Here is a 21,497-nt window from a genome sequence, read left to right as displayed (position 1 = left end):
AGAGGAGCCAGTCACGTGCGGGGTTTTCCCCGTTGAAGAGCCACCTCCCGATAGAGATTTTCTCTGTTCAGGGGAGTGGTGTTGAACTGGCGTTCAATAGTCAAAAAATTCTGGACTCTGGACTCCGCGAGGCGGATTAAAGACGTGGACTTATATCAGATATTTAAAACTCGCTCACCAATTATTGGCGTGGTTCACCTGCTACCACTGCCTACCTCACCCCGTTGGGGAGGTAGCCTAAAAGCAGTGATTGATCGTGCCGAACAAGAAGCCGCAGCCTTAGCAAGTGGAGGGGTTGACGGGCTGATTGTCGAGAATTTTTTCGATGCGCCATTTACCAAAAACCAAGTTGATCCAGTGGTTGTGAGTGCCATGACCATTGTGGTGCAGCGGATACAGAATTTGGTGACTTTGCCTATAGGCTTAAATGTTTTGCGAAACGATGGCAAAAGTGCAATGGCGATCGCTAGCTGTGTGCAAGCGCAATTTATCCGCGTCAATGTCCTCACAGGGGTGATGGCAACCGACCAAGGATTAATTGAGGGAGAAGCCCATCAGTTACTCCGTTATCGACGGGAGTTAGGTTCTGATGTTAAAATCCTGGCCGATGTGTTGGTGAAACACGCCCGTCCTTTGAGTTCTCCAAATCTCACAGTCGCCGTGAAAGACACCATTGAAAGAGGTTTAGCAGACGCAGTGATTTTATCTGGTTGGGCTACTGGTAGTCCTCCTAACCTAGAAGATTTGGAACTAGCTTGTGGCGCAGCAAACGGCACACCAGTGTTCATCGGTAGCGGGGCCAATTGGGAAAATATTGATACATTGATGCAGGCAGCAGATGGTGTAATCGTTTCCAGTTCCCTGAAACGTCACGGACGGATAGAGCAACCAATTGACCCTATTCGCGTCAGTCAATTTGTGGAAGCCGCCCGTCGCAATTGGAACTCCAAAGGTGAAAGCAAATCAGCAGAACAAGTGAAGTTACATTCTTAATTGGGGAATGGGGAATGGGGAATGGGGAATGGGAAAGAAGCAAGGGAGCAGGGAGCAGGGAGTAAGGGAGAAGAGTTTTCCCCTCTGCTAAGAGCACCCCGCCCCTCTGCCTCTTTTCAATGCCCAATGCCCAATGCCCAATGCCCAATGCCCATTAACCAATAGCAATTTATGATTCGCCGTCGTTCTACTCCTTGGATTCATAAATGGTCACGTCCATTGATTGCCGCGATCGCTGGATGTGGTGCCCTGATCACAGGTTATCTCACCATAGAAAAGTTAACCGGAGGCACTGCCGCTTGTGTGGCACAGGCTGGTGCTAAGGGCTGTAATGATGTGCTTTCCAGTCCTTGGGCAACGGTTTTTGGTCAGCCGTTAGCTTTGTTTGGATTTTTGGCATACATCAGTATGGTGGTATTCGCTTTGGCTCCCTTGGTATTTAAATCGGGGGAAAACAATAGCCGTAAACAATTGGAAAATTGGACATGGTGGTTGCTGTTGGTGGGTGCGATCGCTATGTCTGTCTTTAGCGGCTACTTAATGTACGTGCTGGCATCTCAAATCAAAGCTGTTTGTCCTTACTGTATCGGTTCAGCTTTGTTCTCCCTCAGTCTTTTGGTACTGACGATTCTCGGCCGGACTTGGGAAGATATTGGACAAATCTTATTTACCGCTCTGATTGTCGGCATGGTGACACTGATTGGTACTTTAGGCGTCTATGCTGGTGTGAATCAATCACAGGTTACACCCGGAACTCCTGGACAACCTGTAAAAATTTCCTTTACTCCCAATGTCAAACCTAACCCAGCATTTGGTTGGGAAATTACCACTACTTCTGGTGAAGCAGAAATAGCTTTAGCAAGCCATCTAGCGAAAGTAGGCGCGAAGCAATACAGTGCTTACTGGTGTCCTCACTGTCATGAACAAAAGCTGCTTTTTGGTAAAGAAGCTGAGGAAATAGTCAACAATGATATTAAGGTAGAGTGCGCCGCCGATGGACTCAAAGCTCAACCCGAAGTTTGTCAAGCCGCAAAAATTGAAGGCTTTCCCACTTGGATTATCAATGGTAAAAGCTATAGCGGAGTTCAAAACTTAGAGGAACTAGCGAAAGTTTCTGCCTACACAGGGCCTCGTAACTTCAAGTATTTCAAATAATTGACTTGCAGATACTTCATCTGCGGTTTTTAATCCATTAAGTAGCCTACACCAACCTAGCTGTACGGTGTAGTTTACATCTAATAGTCAACTGGATGAATACAGCAAAGTCTGTTTCCAGTTGGCTTTTTTGTTTTTGGTAAGAGTTTATTCCTACTTCTTCCCACCTGGTTTCTCTTATAATAAGCGTTGTCCGATACTCAATTATCAATTTTCCTACGGCTTTTATTTGCAAACACCTGACGCTAAGGGAAATTAATCAAGTATTTTTACTTTAAAACAATGTATACTTTAATTTCTTTTTACAGCACTTGGGAGCCACCTTGGGATGTAATCATGTCAGCGCCGAACCCAAAGGTGTATCTGTTGGGAGTTACCATAATTCTCAGGAAAATACCTAATTGATCACAAATGTGCAATTTTAATTGAGTAAGCTTAACCAGACAAGGTTTTCGGCATTTATTAATCTGTGCTGATCGCCATAAAAGTCCCGGTTGCCCTTTGGTCAGATAATTGGCCTCAATGTATGGTGTTACATCACAAATACTACGATGTCTTAAATAACCTTGCTGAGTTGAAAAAACTCTTAGAAACTCTATTTAGCTCCCCTTTGAGCTATGTTAGTCCGATAGTTAATAGCTAGAGGAGATAGAGAATATTTCTGCCTACTAGGTAATGGGAATGAATCAGCAGCTAGGCAAGCGTTTTGTAAAGTTAATCTTTGAACTGAAACAATCGCTTAGTCGAGGACACAGAGAATTGATTACTGCGGCCAGCGTTGCAGTCTGCGTCCTACTTTTGCGCTCCATCGGATTATTGCAATCTTTGGAGTTGGCAGCTTTGGATCAATTTTTTCACTTACGTCCAAATGAACCACCAGAAGAACGTATTACGATTGTAGTGATTGATGAAGCCTATTTAGACGAAGTAGGTTCATGGCCGATTCCAGATGCGAAGATTGCCCTGTTGTTGCAAAAATTAAATGTCCACAAACCCCGTGCTATTGGCTTAGATATCTACAGAAATTTGCCAGTGGAGCCTGGGAATAAGGAACTGCGTAATGCTTATAAGTCAATGCCTAACTTGGTTGGGATTGAATTACTGGCAAATGATAAAAATAAAAGCATTGGAGTTTTACCTCCACCTGGGCTGAGTCGCCACCAAGTGGGTTTTAATAACGTACTGTATGACCCTGATGGTAAGATCCGTCGCAGCTTGTTATATTGGCATATCAATAATAAAGTACACGAAAGTTTTGCCCTGAAGCTGGCTTTGTTGTATTTAGAGTCAGAAGATATTACTCCTAGCAAAGCAAAAAGTAATCCTGAGTATTTGCAATTGGGTAAGGCAGCATTTACTCGTTTTGAGGCTAATGATGGTGCTTATGTGGGAGCTAATGCTAGAGGCTACCAAATTTTGACTAATTTTCCCAAACCTGAATGTCAAAGTTCATCTGGAGAATTTTGTAGTTTTCGCCAGGTATCGATGAAAGATGTACTGGCAGATAAAGTCCAAGAAAACTTAATCAAAGATCGGATTATACTTATTGGCTCCACCGCACCCAGTCTTCAGGATTTTGTATTCATTCCTTACTCCAGCAGTCTAATGGGTACGGCAAAGCCTGTACCTGGTATTCAACTGCAAGCTTATTTTATTAGTGAGTTAATCTCTGCTGCTGTTGATGGAAGACCATTACTCAAAGTCTGGACTGACTTGGTGGAATACTTGTGGATTTTTGTCTGGTCTTATCTAGGAGCCGTGACGACATGGCGGATGCAACATGCAACTAGGAGCCTGCTTAGTATCCTAGTTTCTTGCTTTGTATTTACCCTAAGTGCATACGTTGCTTTCTTGTATGGTTGGTGGCTACCACTCATTCCCTCACTGTTTTGCTTTGGCAGTTCAGCTATTTGGATGATCAGTCATATTGCCCACATGCAGGAAGAGTGGAAACGTTCTAAGGAATTTTTGCATCACGTCATCAACACGATTCCTGATCCAATTTTTGTGAAAAATGAACAACACCAGTGGATTGTTTTAAATGAGGCATATTGTCGATTTATCGGTTATCCGAAGAAGTTATTAATTGAAAAGTCAGACTATGACTTTTTCTCTAAACAGGAAGCTGATGTGTTTCGACAACAGGATGATCTGGTTTTTCGGACTCAGCAACCCCAGGAACATGAAGAAGAATTTACAAATGCAGATGGAAAGACTCATCAAATTGCCACTAAGCGATCGCTCCACAAAGACTCAGCTGGCAATTTCTTTTTAGTTGGGGTGATCCGAGATATTACTCAGCGTAAGCTGATGGAGGAGCAGCTGAAGCGTACTGCTGCTGAACTATTTCGCTCTAACAATGAATTAAAACTCAAAGAAGACCACTTACGTTATTTAGCGTATCACGACCCCCTCACCGGTTTATCTAATCGCAAATTTTTTGCTGAACAACTTTACGAGTCATTACATTGGGCGCAACACAACAACTTGTTACTGGGACTGCTGTTTATTGATCTAGATGGCTTTAAGCAAGTCAATGATACTCTGGGGCACGAGACTGGCGATCGCTTGCTAATGACTATCGCTGGACGACTGAGCAACTCTTTACGCGCTAGTGATACAGTTTCTCGTTTGGGTGGCGATGAATTTACTGTGATTTTACGGGCAATTCCTAATGTTCAAATCGCTGCTAAAGTCGCTGAGAAAATTTTAAGCAGTATTACCAAGCCAATTGTTTTGGACGGCTATACAATCCGAGTCTCTGCCAGTATTGGCATTAGTGTTTACCCGTACAACAGTCAAGACAGTGAAACCTTGATGAAACAGGCAGATGCAGCAATGTACCGTGCCAAGCGTCTGGGTAAAAATCGCTACGAGTTTGCTTAATTAATTAAGAATTACAAGCCACTAGATTTTTACTCTGGTTAATATTTTTACTGATAAAAAATATACTTCTACGGGATCGGAATATAGCGGTGTTTCTTTGTTCCATATTTTAAAAATCCTTATAATATGCTAACTATCTTGTTTTATCTTTATAGTTCTTTACTCTAATCAAATTAGAGCTATACAATAAAATAAGTATTATTTAATATTTGCCTGAAGCAGTGATTTGGTAAACATCGTGCTTATACTTAACAAACATAAAGGCAATATTAATAAATCATGAATTTGGTAAAATGCTCACAGTAATCTATCAACATATCTAACTTTAGACTGATGTAAAAACGGCTCATTAATCATACTACTTAAGTATAGAGACTATTTAATACCAGTTATTTAAAGTGAATCTACAAGTAGATACCATAATTACTTGTACACAACAGTAATAATCTCATAAAGTTAAAATATTTTTTTCAAAAACATCAGTAAATATACGATAGACAAGAAAAATAAATTTGAAATGAAAAATTAGTAAATTTACTGACAGCGATGAAAACTAACTTCCGAATCACAAAGTTGATGATATTCTGTATAGGTGCTTACATTCTTATACCGAAAATTGCCGTTTGCACAGGTGTATTCAGTACTGCAAGTGCTAATACTTTTGCCACTACTAGTAGTAGCAACACCTTAATCGCCCACAAAGTAAATTCACAAGACACACAAGACACATATATTCCACCAAATTATGGTGGACCAGATAGTCAGCATGGTAGCGGCACTCGCTGATGGCAATTCTAGATTTTAGATTGTGGAGTGTTGATGTAGAAACAGTACTTAGACAAATTCAGTACCCAGACCTGTCTAGTTTTTATATAGTAGATTTCCACCAATGATGTGTTTGTACAAGTGTGTGGACTTGCCAATTTGGGTCTGATTGCGGATAATCTGAACGGTAGTGCCCGCCTCGGCTTTCGGTTCTAAAAGCAGCACTTTTGAGAATTAAATCAGCTACATCTAATAAATTGCGGGTTTCTGCCCAAAGTCCCAATTGCCGTTCAACATCCGGTAGGTCAAAACTAGCTGGTTCTGCTGGATGTAAAGCAAGCAAGAATTGACTTAAAGGCAAAGTAGCAAAATCTTGCTGCCAAGATTCAATAGTAGCGATCGCACTTTCCAACTTTGATTGTTCCCGACAAATACCAGCACTTTCCCACACTAGACGTGGTAATTTCTCTCTGAGTGCTTCTAGCTGTGCTTGCTGGATCTGCCACTCACTGGCATCAGGACTAAATTTCTGTAATGGTAGCACTGGTGTTTCTGACGGCAGCCCAATATTTTCCAACTCAATTTGGCCCATCTGTGCGCCAAACACAATACATTCCAACAGAGAATTACTAGCAAGGCGATTTGCCCCATGTACTCCCGTACTAGCAGTTTCACCCACTGCATACAAACCGGGGACATTTGTGCGATTCATCAGATCCGCGACAATTCCACCCATCCAATAATGGGCCGCTGGTGCTACTGGAATTGGTTCATGGAAGACATCAATGCCCCAATGTTGACAAACTTTGATGATGTTGGGAAAGCGGTGACGAATTTTGTCGGCGGGGATGGGGCGCATATCCAACCAGACATGAGCAGTTGCCAGATCAAGGGCAGTGCGTTGTAAATGGCTGAAAATTGCTCTACTAACCACATCTCTGGGTGCGAGTTCACCCGCAGGGTGGTAGTCAAAGGCAAAACGCCGCCCTTCATTATCGATAAGATGTGCCCCCTCGCCGCGTACCGCTTCACTAATTAGGAAACGATCAGCACCAGGTTTCGTGAGGGCTGTGGGGTGAAATTGAACAAATTCTAAATCGCGGAGGATGGCCCCAGCCCGATATGCGATCGCTACTCCATCACCCGTACTCACAGCCGGGTTAGTAGTTTGGGCAAATACCTGACCGCCGCCACCAGTTGCTAGTACCACAGCACCAGCTTTTACCCATGTGATTTTACCTTGATAAAACAGGCTAATTCCCTGAGTGCGACCAGTTTCAGGTTCAATCCACAAACTCAAAGCTAAAGCTTGCTGAATGACTTGAATATTCTGGCGACGTAATACTTGGGTGGTGAGAGTGGTGGTAACTTCCCTCCCTGTGGTGTCCGCAGCGTGGAGTACACGGCGGCGAGAATGGGCGGCTTCTAAAGTTAAAGCCAAAGCTTGACCTTGACGGTCAAAAGCTACCCCCAAGTTAACTAGGGATTGAATGCAGCTAGGGGCGTGTTGGGCGAGAAATTCGACAGCAGTGCGATCGCATAAACCAGCACCAGCCTGGATCGTATCTTCAATGTGCAGCGTCGGAGAATCTTCTGGGGCTACCGCTGCGGCAATGCCACCTTGTGCCCAATCACTGGCGGACAAAGTAACAGTTTCTTTAGTAATCAAGCCGACTCGCAAGGATTCTGGCAGACACAGGGCTGTGTATAGTCCGGCGGCACCAGCGCCGACTACTAAGACATCAAATTGGCTAGGAATATCTATCTGAGACAAGGTAATGGGGAAGTTAGGAGTTAAAAGTGAGGAGTGAGGAGTTAAAAGTGAGGAGTTAGAAGTGAGGAGTTTTGAATTTTTAACTCATAACTCATAACTCATAACTCCTAACTCATAACTCCTAACTCCTAACTCATATCATGTCCCACTTCTTAGAATCAGAAGTGGGCTGCTATTTGCTACATTTACTGCATATACAGTTATCTGTAGATGCCGTTGTTAAAGCGATCGTCTCCCTCGTTAAAGGCAGGCTCTAGTTCTGTCACGGTGAAATTATCCAAGTTAGCTTGCAGGGTTTGTTTTTGGCGATCGCTCAATCCTGGAAGATCCAATACATCCTCTACATTTTTGTAGGGAGCATTTATGATGATTTTCTTAGCCAGGGTGGGATAAAGTCCTGGAAATTGTTGAAAAGCTCGGACGTTGGTATTATTCAAATCAATTTTTTTACCAAATTCCGTTCCTAGCTTCTTATCTGCCCGATTCTGCCGCTCAATTGCCAGAACTGGGACTTGGGGAAAAGCAAAACTGTTGAAACTAGCAGCTTGGGCTATCTGAGTTGTTCCCAACCATCCCCAGCAACCAAGTAACAAACTAAACACTGTTAATAAACGCGCTAATCCTTTCACGATTTTCTACCTCTTTCCATCAAACAGCAATAAAATTTTTAAGCTAACAGTGGTCATTAGTCATTAGTCATTAGTCGTTAGTCATACTCTGCGGGAAGTCGCTAATGCGTCTACGTGAGAGCGCTAAGAACAAAGGATAAAGGACAAAGGACAAAAGCTGATAGCTTAATTAACACAGCAGTCATCAGAAACTAATATACAGCGTATTAATATCCACAATATTTACTGTTACTGGGTTTGACTGGAATTTTGCCAAAAATATTCATCGTGGTCAGAGTGCTTGCATAGCTACAATCGCCTTCTATCCATCATCCTGGTAGCATTCCCAGCTAGACGAAATCTTTTCGGTGTGGCTGATTCTACCTGCCAAGCAGACACAAAACCGTCAGATATCTAATACCGAAAACCCTAGTAAGAAGGCTTGATGGTGATGAACTGTTATGTAATATTTCTTAACCAATTAATTATCTACAGCCTCATTTTTGATGTGCCGTAGTAGTGCTTAAGGAGGCAGGAGGACGGAGGCAGGAGGCAGGAGGTGATCCCCATAAATAAATTTAGGGGCTTGGAAAGAAAGTGGCAGAGGGCAAAAATATATTTTCTTCCTCCTGCCTCCTGCCTTTCTTCGGTCAATATGAATTTGCCAGACTAGTAGACTGGGCTGGAAAAAGTTTCGGTAAGAGAAGGCTAGACGATGATTACAACCTCCGGCCTTTTTCAGGCTGCGATCGCCGCTAACAAAAATAGGCTATCTACCAAAATTGTGCTTAAAACTGCGCCACCAAAGGCATACCAGTGCCTTTGATTTCGACCTAAAGCGAAAATCCCGACTGTTAGTAGCACTAAGGCAAGAATTATTGCCCAACTTTGTCCCCAGGGTGTTTGTACTTGCATGAGGGCATTTTGTAAGATTTGCGGTGCTACATCTGCATCTACTCTCATAATTTGCCGCCAATAGGGCATCAAATCTACTAGATAAAAATATACATCTGTTAAAGCTGTACCGAGTAAAGAACCTAAATAAAACCAGCTACCTACCTTGCCCCAATTCTTCATTAGACACCAGCAAGCAAACGGTAAACCTATAGATTCCACTGGCAGATGCCATAAAGGTTCCCAACGTAACCAGCCCCAGTAAATCGCCCCTGCTAACCAACTCCCGCTAAATCCTAAGAGTAAATCTCCCCAGACGTAGGTTGCAGTCCGTGACATTAAGCTAAAACTTAGCCACACCCAAAATGCTGTAAGCGCTAAACTCAGATTTGGTAGCGATCGCACTATTGGCGCTTCTATAAATACTGGCACTGTTACCAAAAACACGGCTGCCGCAAACACCAACCAAGTTTGTCGCTCAGAAGTAGATAAAGGGAGAGAGGGAGAAAAAGAGAGTGTAGATTCCAATTGCCTGATACTATTCTGCCCAGTATCAGCCAAATCCAACTCGGTATCAATAGAAGGGGTAGAAGCAGTGTAGGAGGACAGTGTATTATTAATCAATGTTTTTAATATTTGTTACTAAACTTTATCTTATTTAAGATATCACACTTTAAAATCCCCCCCTAGGGCATTGTAATTATACTGAAATTTCGGGGAGCGCTGGCATAAACGAAACAAAACGTCCTGCGCCATACTTAATTTATTCAAAGTTGTACTATTTACAGAACTCCTCTGTAGTGCATTGTGAATGAGCGATTACTGAAAGATGAGCGGTAAAATTTGAAAATTAAAAAGTGAACTGTCATGAGTCCACTAAATATTAAAGTTTGATGAATTTCCGAAATTGCGTTGACTTATTGAGATGGGTGTAAGAACATAGTCAGCGTCTTCGATGATGTTATTGATTCAGTCAAATTGACTTTTCTACAAGACTAGGTGCTATTGAGAGTATATAAAAGAACATCATCATCTAAATAATTATGTATATAACAGAAAAAAGGTATTAATTGCATATGGAGTTTATTCAAGCTTTTATTTTGGGTATTGTTCAAGGTATTACAGAGTTTTTGCCCATCAGCAGCACTGCACATCTTCTGATTGTGACAAAGGTATTTGGTTGGAAAGAGCTAGGTTCTAAAGATTTTGTTGATGCAATTCAATTTGGTAGTGTTATAGCTATTGTTTGGTATTTTTGGTCACTAATTTCTAGTATTGTCAAAGGTGGAATCGAAGCGCTGAAAGAGAAAGACTGGCAACGTGAGGAATGGAAAATTCTTGTTGGTATTGCAGTAGGAACAATACCTGCTTTAATTACCGGTTTTATTTTAAAAGATATTCTACCGGAGAGTGCATTAATAATTGCCATTATGTCAATTATTATGGCAATTTTACTAGGGTTAGCAGAAAAAATTGGCACTCGCAAGCGAGGTTTCGATTCATTGCAGATTCGGGATGGTATTTTAGTTGGACTGGGACAAACACTTGCTTTGATTCCCGGTGTTTCTCGTTCTGGTTCAACGTTGACAACTGCCTTATTTTTAGGATTAGAACGCGATACAGCGGCGAAATTTTCATTTTTATTAGGGTTTCCAACTCTTACCATTGCTACCCTGTATAAAAGCCTAAAAATATTCAATTTATTTCAAGCCCAACAGTTGCCAGATAACATTGTTGGATTGTTAATTGTCGGGATTATTTCAACCTTTATTTTTTCCTACCTATCAATTGCATTTTTGATCAAATACTTACAAACCAAAAACACTTTGATTTTTGTTTGGTATAGATTAGCATTCGGTAGCGCTATTTTAGCTGCGATCGCAGCAGGTTGGAAAGGATAATAGTTATTAGTCATTAGTCATTAGTCATTGGTCATTTGTCCAAACTAAATGACTAATGCCCCATGCCCAATGCCCCATGCCCAATTCCCAATGAATACAATTAATCCTGCCCGAATTACTAAGGTTCTTCCAGACTCAATAGCCGCAGAGATTGGCTTTGAAGCCGGGGATGCGATCGTTGCTATTAATGGTACACGTCCCCGCGATTTAATTGATTATCAGTTTTTGTGTGCAGATGAAGTCTTGGAACTAGAAGTTTTAGACGCTGCTGGTAAAACTCATAGTCTGGAAATCGAAAAAGATTACGACCAAGACTTGGGGCTAGAATTTGAAACAGCCTTATTTGATGGCTTAATTCAATGCAATAACCGCTGTCCATTTTGCTTTATCGACCAACAACCACCAGGTAAGCGCACCAGCTTGTATTTTAAAGACGACGATTACCGCCTAAGCTTTTTGTACGGTTCTTATCTTACCCTCACCAACTTGCCAGAAAGAGAATGGCAGCGGATTGAACAAATGCGCTTGTCTCCCTTATATGTTTCTGTTCATGCCACAGAACCCGAAGTTAGAATTAGACTGCTGAAAAATCAGCGTGCGGGACAAATCTTAGAGCAACTCAAGTGGTTTAAAAAAAGGCGGCTACAAATTCATGCTCAAGTAGTTGTTTGTCCTGGTATAAATGATGGCAAACATCTGGAGCAAACTCTCAAAGATTTAGCATCCTTTCATACTGGTGAAGTGCCTACTGTGGCATCGGTGGCAGTTGTGCCAGTCGGATTAACACGGTTCCGTCCCCAAGAAGACGAACTCATACCTGTAACCAGGGAAAAAGCTAAAGAAGTGATTTCTCAAGTCAAAACACTATCAGGGCAATTTCGCCAAAAATTTGGTTCCAGCGTTGCTTGGTTAGCCGATGAGTGGTTTTTGATTGCAGGTGAGGAATTGCCAACTGAATCTGAGTATGAAGAGTATCCTCAAATTGATAATGGTGTTGGTTCCATTCAATTGTTTATCAAGCAATTTGCAGCCGCCGCAACAGAATTACTACCGCCAAAGGTTTATCCTCAGAGAAAATTAACTTGGGTAGTAGGCAACGCAGTAGAAAACGCATTTCAACCTATCTTGAAACGTTTAAATTCTGTTGAAGGTTTAGAAGTAAATATGCGTGCTTTATGTAGTGATTATTGGGGACAAAGTATCACTGTCACGGGATTATTAACTGGTCATGATTTGTTGTTGAACTTACAAGGGCAAGATTTGGGAGAAGGAATTTTACTGCCAAATGTAATGCTCAAACATGGTGAATTGGTATTTTTAGATGATATGAGTATTGAAGAATTAGCGTGTAAATTAGATACAAAAATCTTACCAGTAGCAGGAGTTGAAGATTTAATCAATACCTGTATTTTTTGAACTGATTCTGTTAACTCTTTAGTCTATACAATTTAACTACGTTCTGCAATACCTTCTTGCTTAGTGCTTGGGAGAACGCATTTTTAACCTAGTTTTTTGATCCCTTATGGTGTAGACTGAAAATCAGCAGGTAAATGTAGCGATAGCGTGCAGGCAATTAGGCTAATCAGCTAACCAATGCTAGCTAACTGGGCATTGCTGCTGGTATGTACAGCAGTTTAGGGTTAGCAACATAAAAATAGCTCTGGCAAAAAGCTGATCAAAAACAAGGGAAATTTAAATCCTTACCATTTTTAGCCAACTGTCCCAATAGAATTGAGGGCAATCCACAAACTGCACGTGTTTGTGTGGTCAATTTTTAGATAGATAGCTTCTAAGGTTAGTCATATTTAGCTCATAGCCTAGATACGAAGTTTCATCGATTCAGCGACCAAATTAACTTTACCTAGTCCAACTCTTTGGGCTAAAAATTTTTGGCATCCATACATTGGGATGTAACATACAAAGTTTACAAATTTTGATTTGTAAGCTTCTTGTTCACTATTACACTTAATTAAATCTCATGACTGATTTTAACCTTATCCGAAATATCTGCATCATAGCAGTAGCATATCTATCCAGCATCTATTTTTGGATATCTTTATCTCAGGATTCAAACGATTAAAATAACTGCTAAAAGATTCACTCCAAAGAATATTTTAGTAGTTTGGACAGTTTAAGTGATAAGTTTGTCTTTAAGACCAAAGATAATCATATCATTTAATAATCTAATCTGTCAAGAAATAGGGCGGATATCTCAGGAAAAGGCAGCTAGAGAAAACTTATACCAGGAGTTCAGCCAGATAGCAAGGGAGCATCCCAATTTTGGAAAAACACGAATAAATCTCCACCATCAATATTTTTTGTCTTTGCTTTTGTTACCAAGCTTGTAAGCTGTTACGCATAAAAGATTGCATATTTAATCATGTAGCTTGTTCCCTGTTGATTTTCAATGGTCAGCGGTCAACAATCCTGATGATTAATCGTGTTTTCTGAATGTGTTTGAACTTAGCAACTGGTGACAGAGTGTCGTAGAGAGATTGAAAGTAGATTTACCAATTTGGGATGCTCTTGATAGCAACTTGTACATTAATTTCCGAAATGGATATTTTTTCGTCAGAAATTTTTACAAATAGAGACTTACAAATTGGGTTACTAGGGCTAGTAGCCGGACTTTTTATTTTCATAGTTGGTCGTTTCATGGTTTCATTGACAAACTTACTCTGGAAACGTTTGGGTTTTATCCAAATTACTGATGTTTACCAAAAGTTAATTAAGCCAAATGAAGACTTATTAATTGTGGTAGCTGTAATTGGAATTTTTGAGGTTGTTACATCTTTTTTACCTAGAAATCAGTGGACAAACTCATTAGAAATTATTGTGAGTTTAACTCTGGCGATCGCAGTCAGTTGGTTAGCCTCTAAATTATTTCAAAACTTCTTTGATTTCTATTTATTAAATGCTGCTTTCAAAACTGGGCAAAAAATCAGCAGTGAGTTACTCATTCTCTTCAAATGGGTTGCCAATCTCATCATTATCTTTTTAGCGATTCTTACCTATGCTCAAACACATCAAATTAATCTTTTAGGATTGCTAGCTAGTTTAGGAATTGGTGGTTTAGCAGTAGCCTTTGCTGCTCAAAAAACCCTAGAACAAGTTTTGGGTGGTATTGTTCTTTATCTTGATCGCCCTTTCGTGATTGATGATTATATTGGTCTTCCCGATGGGACTTTTGGACGAGTTGAATCTATAGGATTAAGATCCACCCGAATTAGAACATCCGGTAAGGGAACTGTGATGATAGTTCCCAACAGTTCCCTGACTCAAGTAAATATTGAAAATTTTACTGGTGCAAAGAAAGTCATGTCTATTCTGTATTTGACCTTCTACCGAACACTCAGTAGTGAAGATAGAGCCTTAATTCGCCAAGTTATTCTAGACAGTACAAATGGTATTTTTGGGATTGATTATCGGAATACAGAAGTGACTTTTAAGAGTGTCAATAATTCCATCGAACCAGATAAAACCCAGGCACAAGTTGCTTTCTTTATCTTAGGTTCTGGAGATGTATCGATGGAATTACGTCGTCAACTGCTAAATATGGCAACCGAAAGCATGACGCAGTGTTTAAAAGAATATGGTATTGCTTTTGATATAGAAGAACCAACAATTTATGTTGATTCACCCATTACAATTTAGAGATAATGACGAATATTTCACGGATTATTCTAGAATTTCTTCAACGTGATAGCACAATATCAGCCCTATCTAGACTTGGAGTCTTTCTAGTTTTTATTTTGCTGTCTTTACTGATAGGACGATATACTCCTACATTCTTACGAATTATTATTCGACGTTTTGCACCGCAGCAAGTAGCCAGTATTTATAACAATTTAATTGACCCAATTAGAAACTTATTTAGAATCACAGGTAGTTTAATTCTCATTTCATTATCTTTAGCGTGGATTGTGGAATATGAATCTATCTACAGATTTATTTCTCCCATCGTTGATTTAGCTGTTATTGTCAGTATTGCTTGGCTATATTCTCGTTTATTCCGGCAGTTTATTCGAGTATATGGAATTGAAATATTACGTAAATTTGGTCGAGAAGTAGATGAATTACTTTTAGTATTTGAAACTTTTGCAAATGTAATTATCGGATTTATTGCTGTTTTGGCATTTGCCCAAAGTCAACAATTTAATTTAGTTGGATTATTAACTGGATTAGGAATTGGTGGATTAGCTGTAGCTTTTGCGGCTCAAAAAACCCTAGAGCAGTTGTTGGGAACAATTGTGTTGTATTTAGATCGCCCCTTTGTCCCTGGAGAATATATTCGGTTACAGAAATCTCAACAAATTCCTGAAGGTTTATTTGGGCGAGTTGAGTCAATTGGCATCCGTTCAACCAAAATTCGTGCTGCGGCTAAAAGTACGTTGTTTATTATTCCCAATTCAATATTGGCAAACTTAGAAATTGAAAATATTACACGAGGCAAGAAAGTTATGGTGCTGCTCTACCTCGATTTTTTAGACTTGCTGCAAGACCGAGAACAAGCTCTGGTTCAACAGGTAATTGTCGAAAGTAGTAATTCGCTATTTGGTATCGATCCAGGCAGCACCAGTATTACTTTTTTAACCCACAACAATGCAGAAAAACAGATCACTAGAACAAGAGTGACATTTTTTATTTTGGGTTCCAGTGAGAACTCTTTGCAGTTAAGAAAACGCTTGTTGGAATTAGCAAATGAAAAAATTTCTAAAAAGCTAGTTACTAATGGAATTAAATTCACGCTGCAAGAGCCAACAATTTATGTAGAATCGCCTGTGACAATTTGAGTATCAATCTTGGCATTTTTTATTGGTTTTGATAGGCTAGATTGATGAAAGTAACTCACTAAGTACTTCTATAGGAATTCTATTTGATCTGGGAGAAGCCAGACCAATAGTAGGTTTACGGAATTCAGGCTATAGGATCAGTAAACTTACCAGGAATCAAGCCAGAGTCCTAGATTATGTACTAATGAATTCTGACTAATAACTCAATTAATTAATAATAAAATGAGGAGTGACTGGTGAGGCATCAAGAAAACCAAAAAGATATAAGTTTAAAAATTAAAGAAGCTAGAAGATTATTTATTTTAAGTTGTGAAATTGTAATTTTAAATTTTTTGAGTATTTTGCCAGTAACGGCAGCAACCGAAGAACCCATATTAAGCGTAGTGTATGGCCAAGAAAATGCAAATCAATGGACAGGGATCAGCGATCGCTTAGAGGCAATAGGGGTGAAATATTGTGTAATCCCCCTAAATGACGTCAAGAGTATGGCAGATTGGGGCGATCGCCGGGTATTGTTTTTGCCAAATGTCGAGACATTAACACCAACCCAAGCGATCGCTCTAGAAGAATGGATGAGTAAGGGAGGACGCCTGATTGCTAGTGGCCCCATAGGTAGTTTGTCATCGCCAGGAGTACGACAGTTATTGCGATCGCTATTGGGAGGTTATTGGGGATTCAGCCTCAGTGAAACAGAACAGATTCAAGCTGCAAAAACCAAGATCCCAGTATGGGCAAATCAAACTGAACTCTTTGGCAAAGTGCGCGGCGGCGTTGTGATTCCTAACGATATGGGTACTCAATCTCCTGCTGTTTGGAATTCCAAAGATAATCCGGCCGCAGTCGTGACAACTGAGCGTTCCACCTTTTTGGGCTGGCGTTGGGGAACAGATACAGCCTCAGCCGCCGAGTTAGATAATGCCTGGTTAAAAGCTGCTGTCAATCACTATCTGACAGCGCCAGCACCATCAAATCGTATGAAAAAAATAGCCGGAGGTTCCCAAAATTGCTCTACGACTGTGGCAGCTGCGCCGAGGGAGCAGGGGGTCAGGGAGTCAGGGGGGCAAAGGAGCAATTTACCTCCCTCATCTCCTCCTCCTAAAACTGCCACTGCTCCCATCCCTAGAGCGCTTCCTATGGTCAAACCCCCGGCTTCCCAAGAGGCTATTGATCAATTGGAAGAAGCAGTGCGTTTAGATGTGGTACCCAACTCCAATGAGCCGATTGACAACAACCAAGCGATCGCCCTCCAGCAAGAGCTAGAAAATCTCATTGGTCGAGTGGAAAGTGCCCATTTAGCAGTGTTAGCCGATGCAGCCAATGTTGGCGAAACGATATCTGAGGAAAAGCAGTCTTCAAGTGTCAAAGAGCAACCGTTACAATTGGCTTCAACCCAACTGCGATCGCTAGGCACGAGTAAAGAGCAAGCCTTGGCACAAGCAAGGCTAATTGCCAAAAACTTACCCCAATTGATTGCTCAAAAAAACTACGCTCTAGCTCGTCAGCAGTGGCTAGTCGCTAAAACGACCTTGTGGCAGCAGTTTCCTGTTGATCGGAAACTAGCTCAACCAGAAATTCGCGCAGTTTGGTTAGATCGAGGGACAATTGTTCGTGCTGGTAGCAAGGCGGGACTGGCACAGATTTTTGATCGCCTCGCCCAAGCTGGAATTAATACCGTCTTCTTTGAAACTGTTAACGCTGGCTATACCATTTATCCGAGCCAAGTTGCAAAAGAGCAAAACCCATTAATTCGTGGCTGGGACCCATTGGAAGAGGCGGTGAAATTAGCCCATGAGCGAGACATGGAATTACACGCTTGGGTTTGGACTTTTGCTGCTGGGAACCAACGTCACAATGAAATTCTCAACATTAATCCTAATTATCCAGGGCCAGTACTGGCGGCTCATCCCGATTGGGCAAACTACGATAACCTTGGCAACATGATTCCCGTTGGTCAGGGTAAGCCATTTTTCGATCCAGCCAACCCCGAAGTACGGCAGTACTTGCTCAAACTGTATGAGGAAATTGTCACTAAATATAAAGTGGATGGTCTACAGCTAGACTACATTCGCTATCCTTTCCAAGACCCATCAGCAGGTCGAATCTATGGCTATGGCAAAGCTGCAAGAGCGCAATTTCAGCAACTTACTGGCGTAGATCCAGTGAATATTTCCCCTAGCCAAGCCGATTTGTGGCAAAAGTGGACAAAATTTCGCACCGAGCAAGTTGATAGTTTTGTCGCCCAAGCATCACAACAGTTACGGCAAAAGCAGCCGAATTTAATTTTGTCGGTTGCAGTATTTCCTTTGCAGGAAGCAGAACGGATTCAGAAAATTCAACAAAACTGGGAAACTTGGGCAAGGCGTGGGGATGTAGATTTAATTGTTCCCATGACTTATGCTCTAGACACTTCTCGCTTCCAACGACTGGCCCAACCCTGGATTGCATCTAAACAATTGGGAGCTACCTTATTAGTGCCGGGAATTCGCTTACTTTCTTTGCCAACAATCGGGGCATTCGATCAACTCCAATTGGTAAGGGATTTGCCAGTTAGTGGTTATGCACTTTTTGCCGCAGAGAATTTTAACAACGATCTACAAAAAGTTTTTAGTAGTACCCAAGGTAGGGTTCAATCCACAAAAAGTGAACCGATTCCTCACCGCCAACCTTTTCAAACTGCTGCCATCCGTTACAGTGCGCTGCAACGAGAATGGAAATTTATTTTCCAAAATGACCAAGTACAAAGGCCTGCTCAGAAAATATCAGATTTTAACAACCAGGCAGAAGTTTTACGCAGTGCTTTAAATCAGCTTGCCGCTTCCCCTTCTCCTAGTAAGTTACTGGTGGCGAGAGCCTCTTTAAGTCGTTTCCAGTCTCAATTTCGGGTATTGATGAGCCAAGAACTTAAGTCGAATTCCTATCAAGTGAAAGCTTGGGAAAATCGGCTTGTAACCATAGAAAGGCTATTACGTTACGGCGAACGACGAGTGCAGCTGCGTCCTTAGTCAAGAGACAGGGAGCAGGGGAGTGGATGAGGGAGAGGGGGAATGTATCAAACAAGTCTCTTCCTTGTCTCTTCTCTATGCCCCATGCCCCATGCCCCATGCCCCATTCCCAATTCCCATTTTCAACTAGCTGGATATAAGCTGGTTTGTAATTCTTAACACACTTTTTGTAGTGTTTTTATCCCGAATATTACTACTTATTTAGCGTCAAAATATTAGAAAATACTTAGATAACCAGCTTTAGATAACTATTGTTTGATAATAGCTATCGTAAAAATTTATGCAAGCTTTACCTCAGCTTATCGGCCTACAAAGCTTAGAGTCAATAATTGACTGTTCGTTGCCAATAGTTGTACCGGAAACATCACTATTAGATGCAATATCTACGAGGGGCTACGCCTACCCACTGATGGTAGCGCGGGGCAAGAGTGTCTTGATTTCTTCATCTTCGCAGATAGTGGGGTGCTTCACCAAGCATGAGATGGTACTGCTTGTAGCTTCTGGAACTAGCTTGAAAACAGCCAATATTTTTGAAGTTATGCATACCTCGGTCATGACATTGGACGTGTCAGAATTTTCGGAGATAGCCTCAATATTTTCACGTTTGCGCCAGCAGCAGTGTGATCTATTGCCAGTTACAGATAACCAAGGTCAGATTTTTGGTAATATTACCCCTGAAAGTATCTCTCAAGGATTAGCACAAAAAATAGAGAAAACTAGAGACAAACCTAGTATTGGTTCCTTTGAGGTAGAACATCAGATTCTCTTTGAGAGACAATTACTCAAGTACAAATGGTTACTAGCACGCGCTATAGTACGTAAAGATACGACAGGCAAACTTGTTCGCCTAATTGGAGTTTCTAAGGAGGATTTGGACTTCTATTGTAAGTGTGATACCAGGGTGATGCAGACGAATGCACCCAACTATCACATAATCATGAGTGAGATATTGAATGATGTGTTGATTATCGGTAAGTCAGAAGCGGGAAAATTAGAGTATAGACCAACATCCTTCAACTTGGTCGAATACAGCCGACAATTACTAGAAAAAGTACAGATGAATCTGGGCTATCGGCGTTTGATTTATTTTACCAGTCAATATAACTCTGTAACCTGCTGCATGGATGAAAAACTGCTGGGACGCATTTTGACTAACTTGCTCTCAAATGCGATTAAATATTCCTCAGATGATAGCATTGTCAAGTTTAGTCTCCTTTGTCAGCATGGGCAAGCAGTATTTGAAATTCAATATTGGGGAATTGGTATTCCAGAAGACATACCATATCTCTTTGAATCCTTTAATCGCGCTAGTAATATCGGTAATATACTAAGTAGTGAATTAGGAATAGCAGTTTTAAAAAACGTGTACAGATATCTACAAAGGCTTATTTTTATAATAAGTAAACTGGAATTTGGTACAAGTTTACTGTCATTTTCCCATTAAAAAATAAAATATAAATTGAGGTAATTATGCCAAGAATTTTAATAATAGAAGATGAGGAAGCAGTCCGTGAAAACATTTTAGATTTGCTAGAAGCTGAAGATTTTGAAACTATTGCTGCGGCTAATGGCAGAATCGGTGTAAATTTGGCTATTTCCGAAGTTCCCGATTTAATTCTCTGTGATATGATGATGCCAGAAATTGACGGTTATGGCGTGCTAACAGCGTTGCGTCAAGATCCATCAACGGCAACAATTCCCTTCATTTTTCTAACCGCCAAATCTGCAAAATCTGACTTCCGTCAAGGTATGGATATGGGTGCTGATGACTATATAACTAAGCCATTCACTAGGGCTGAGTTATTAAGTGCCATCATGAACAGGCTGGAAAAATACGCTACCTTAAAAAGGTATTTATCTCCTCAGACTGTAATTAACAACTTGTCTCCAAAGATGCAGTTGTTAGAAATTAGCTTACATCGGGCTATCAAGCAACATAAATTTCAAGAGTTTGAAATTTATTATCAACCAATAGTTGATATTGCTTCTGGGAAGATAGTAGCTGCTGAAAGTTTATTGCGCTGGCAAAGTCCAGAGTTGGGGATGATTTACCCAACAGAGTTTGTTCCGTTAGCAGAGTCTACAGGTTTAATTGTTCCTATTGGTAAATGGGTATTAAAAAGGGTCTGCCAACAAATTAAAAGCTGGCGTGATATCGGAATAAATTCCTTGATCTTTGCTGTAAATCTGTCAGTAATTGAATTTAATCAACCAGATTTTATTCATAACATTATCAATTTGATAGCTGTCAATGAGTTGGAAGCACATTACTTAGAACTAGAACTCACTGAAAGTATGATTATGCAAGATGTAAATAGTGCGATCGCTACTATGAGCAAATTGCAATCTTTGGGTGTGAAAGTTGCGATCGATGATTTTGGAACTGGCTACTCTTCTTTAATTTATCTAAAAAATTTACCAATTAACACCTTAAAAATCGATCGTTATTTCATCCATAATGTTGCTAACGATCCACAGAAGTCAGCCATTACTAAAGCATTAATTCAAATGGCTCACAATCTCAATCTAGATGTAGTTGCCGAAGGTGTAGAGACGGAAGCAGAACTGGCTTTTTTACGCCAACACAACTGTAATTCTATGCAAGGTTTTCTATTTAGTCGTCCCTTACCAGCAGCAGAGTTTGAAAATTTTTTGTTAACTAACAAATGTTTATATGTTTAAACATTGGGCATTGAAAAGAGGCAGAGGGGCGGGGTGCTTTTAGC

At 40.8% G+C, this 21,497-nt stretch carries 14 protein-coding genes; 11 read left to right on the top strand and 3 right to left on the bottom strand.

What is annotated here, in order from left to right:
* The first annotated feature begins 144 nt into the window (after positions 1-144).
* The 4 genes from btpA (at position 145) to A4S05_RS06485 (ending at position 5,820) form a co-directional block, all read left to right on the top strand.
* Positions 145-993 (top strand): photosystem I biogenesis protein BtpA, encoded by an 849-nt coding sequence (gene btpA / locus A4S05_RS06500; protein WP_069069006.1) that lies wholly within the window; start codon positions 145-147, stop codon positions 991-993.
* A 171-nt stretch (positions 994-1,164) separates the two neighbouring features.
* On the top strand, positions 1,165-2,148 hold the full coding sequence (locus tag A4S05_RS06495) for a vitamin K epoxide reductase family protein (RefSeq protein ID WP_069069005.1): 984 nt from the start codon (positions 1,165-1,167) through the stop codon (positions 2,146-2,148).
* A 681-nt stretch (positions 2,149-2,829) separates the two neighbouring features.
* Positions 2,830-5,034, top strand: coding sequence for a CHASE2 domain-containing protein (locus tag A4S05_RS06490; protein WP_069069062.1), 2,205 nt, complete (start codon positions 2,830-2,832; stop codon positions 5,032-5,034).
* Between the two features lie 546 nt (positions 5,035-5,580).
* The gene (locus A4S05_RS06485) at positions 5,581-5,820 is read left to right on the top strand and encodes a hypothetical protein (RefSeq protein ID WP_069069004.1); all 240 of its coding nucleotides are present in this window, start codon (positions 5,581-5,583) and stop codon (positions 5,818-5,820) included.
* 82 nt (positions 5,821-5,902) lie between these two features.
* Here the strand turns inward: A4S05_RS06485 and nadB are convergent, their stop codons facing one another.
* From nadB to A4S05_RS06470, 3 genes are all read right to left on the bottom strand, one after another.
* Positions 5,903-7,573, bottom strand: a complete 1,671-nt coding sequence (nadB, locus tag A4S05_RS06480; protein ID WP_069069003.1) for an L-aspartate oxidase — start codon at positions 7,571-7,573, stop codon at positions 5,903-5,905.
* Between the two features lie 200 nt (positions 7,574-7,773).
* Complete coding sequence (gene psbU, locus A4S05_RS06475; protein ID WP_069069002.1) at positions 7,774-8,202, bottom strand: photosystem II complex extrinsic protein PsbU; 429 nt, start codon at positions 8,200-8,202, stop codon at positions 7,774-7,776.
* Positions 8,203-8,919: 717 nt separating this feature from the next.
* On the bottom strand, positions 8,920-9,699 hold the full coding sequence (locus tag A4S05_RS06470; RefSeq protein WP_176726934.1) for a DUF3120 domain-containing protein: 780 nt from the start codon (positions 9,697-9,699) through the stop codon (positions 8,920-8,922).
* A 452-nt stretch (positions 9,700-10,151) separates the two neighbouring features.
* On the opposite strand from A4S05_RS06470, the gene A4S05_RS06465 reads away from it, so the two are divergent.
* The 7 genes from A4S05_RS06465 (at position 10,152) to A4S05_RS06435 (ending at position 21,453) form a co-directional block, all read left to right on the top strand.
* Positions 10,152-10,976, top strand: a complete 825-nt coding sequence (locus A4S05_RS06465; RefSeq protein ID WP_069069001.1) for an undecaprenyl-diphosphate phosphatase — start codon at positions 10,152-10,154, stop codon at positions 10,974-10,976.
* 90 nt (positions 10,977-11,066) lie between these two features.
* Positions 11,067-12,392 carry a TIGR03279 family radical SAM protein gene (locus A4S05_RS06460; RefSeq protein WP_069069060.1) on the top strand — a complete coding sequence of 442 codons (1,326 nt, stop codon included), beginning with the start codon at positions 11,067-11,069 and terminating at the stop codon, positions 12,390-12,392.
* 1,140 nt (positions 12,393-13,532) lie between these two features.
* Positions 13,533-14,630 (top strand): mechanosensitive ion channel family protein, encoded by a 1,098-nt coding sequence (locus A4S05_RS06455; RefSeq protein ID WP_069069059.1) that lies wholly within the window; start codon positions 13,533-13,535, stop codon positions 14,628-14,630.
* Positions 14,631-14,635: 5 nt separating this feature from the next.
* A complete protein-coding gene (locus A4S05_RS06450) occupies positions 14,636-15,769 on the top strand; it encodes a mechanosensitive ion channel family protein (protein WP_069069000.1) in 1,134 nt (377 codons plus the stop codon).
* A gap of 233 nt (positions 15,770-16,002) precedes the next feature.
* Positions 16,003-18,771: a family 10 glycosylhydrolase gene (locus A4S05_RS06445; RefSeq protein WP_141699654.1), complete on the top strand. Its 2,769-nt coding sequence runs from the start codon at positions 16,003-16,005 to the stop codon at positions 18,769-18,771.
* Positions 18,772-19,051: 280 nt separating this feature from the next.
* Positions 19,052-20,215: an ATP-binding protein gene (locus tag A4S05_RS06440; RefSeq protein ID WP_084227011.1), complete on the top strand. Its 1,164-nt coding sequence runs from the start codon at positions 19,052-19,054 to the stop codon at positions 20,213-20,215.
* 26 nt (positions 20,216-20,241) lie between these two features.
* The gene (locus A4S05_RS06435; protein WP_069068997.1) at positions 20,242-21,453 is read left to right on the top strand and encodes an EAL domain-containing response regulator; all 1,212 of its coding nucleotides are present in this window, start codon (positions 20,242-20,244) and stop codon (positions 21,451-21,453) included.
* Positions 21,454-21,497: the final 44 nt, after the last annotated feature.

It is taken from the genome of Nostoc sp. KVJ20, assembly GCF_001712795.1.
Taxonomy (GTDB): Bacteria; Cyanobacteriota; Cyanobacteriia; order Cyanobacteriales; family Nostocaceae; genus Nostoc.
This window is presented reverse-complemented; position numbering and strand designations above follow the sequence as displayed.

Bases quoted from the DNA above. Each gene is read 5' to 3' on its own strand.
- A4S05_RS06495 (WP_069069005.1), top strand. From the start codon at position 1,165: ATGATTCGCCGTCGTTCTACTCCTTGGATTCATAAATGGTCACGTCCA.
- A4S05_RS06490 (WP_069069062.1), top strand. From the start codon at position 2,830: ATGAATCAGCAGCTAGGCAAGCGTTTTGTAAAGTTAATCTTTGAACTG.
- A4S05_RS06485 (WP_069069004.1), top strand. From the start codon at position 5,581: ATGAAAACTAACTTCCGAATCACAAAGTTGATGATATTCTGTATAGGT.
- A4S05_RS06465 (WP_069069001.1), top strand. From the start codon at position 10,152: ATGGAGTTTATTCAAGCTTTTATTTTGGGTATTGTTCAAGGTATTACA.
- A4S05_RS06460 (WP_069069060.1), top strand. From the start codon at position 11,067: ATGAATACAATTAATCCTGCCCGAATTACTAAGGTTCTTCCAGACTCA.
- A4S05_RS06455 (WP_069069059.1), top strand. From the start codon at position 13,533: ATGGATATTTTTTCGTCAGAAATTTTTACAAATAGAGACTTACAAATT.
- A4S05_RS06450 (WP_069069000.1), top strand. From the start codon at position 14,636: ATGACGAATATTTCACGGATTATTCTAGAATTTCTTCAACGTGATAGC.
- A4S05_RS06440 (WP_084227011.1), top strand. From the start codon at position 19,052: ATGCAAGCTTTACCTCAGCTTATCGGCCTACAAAGCTTAGAGTCAATA.
- A4S05_RS06435 (WP_069068997.1), top strand. From the start codon at position 20,242: ATGCCAAGAATTTTAATAATAGAAGATGAGGAAGCAGTCCGTGAAAAC.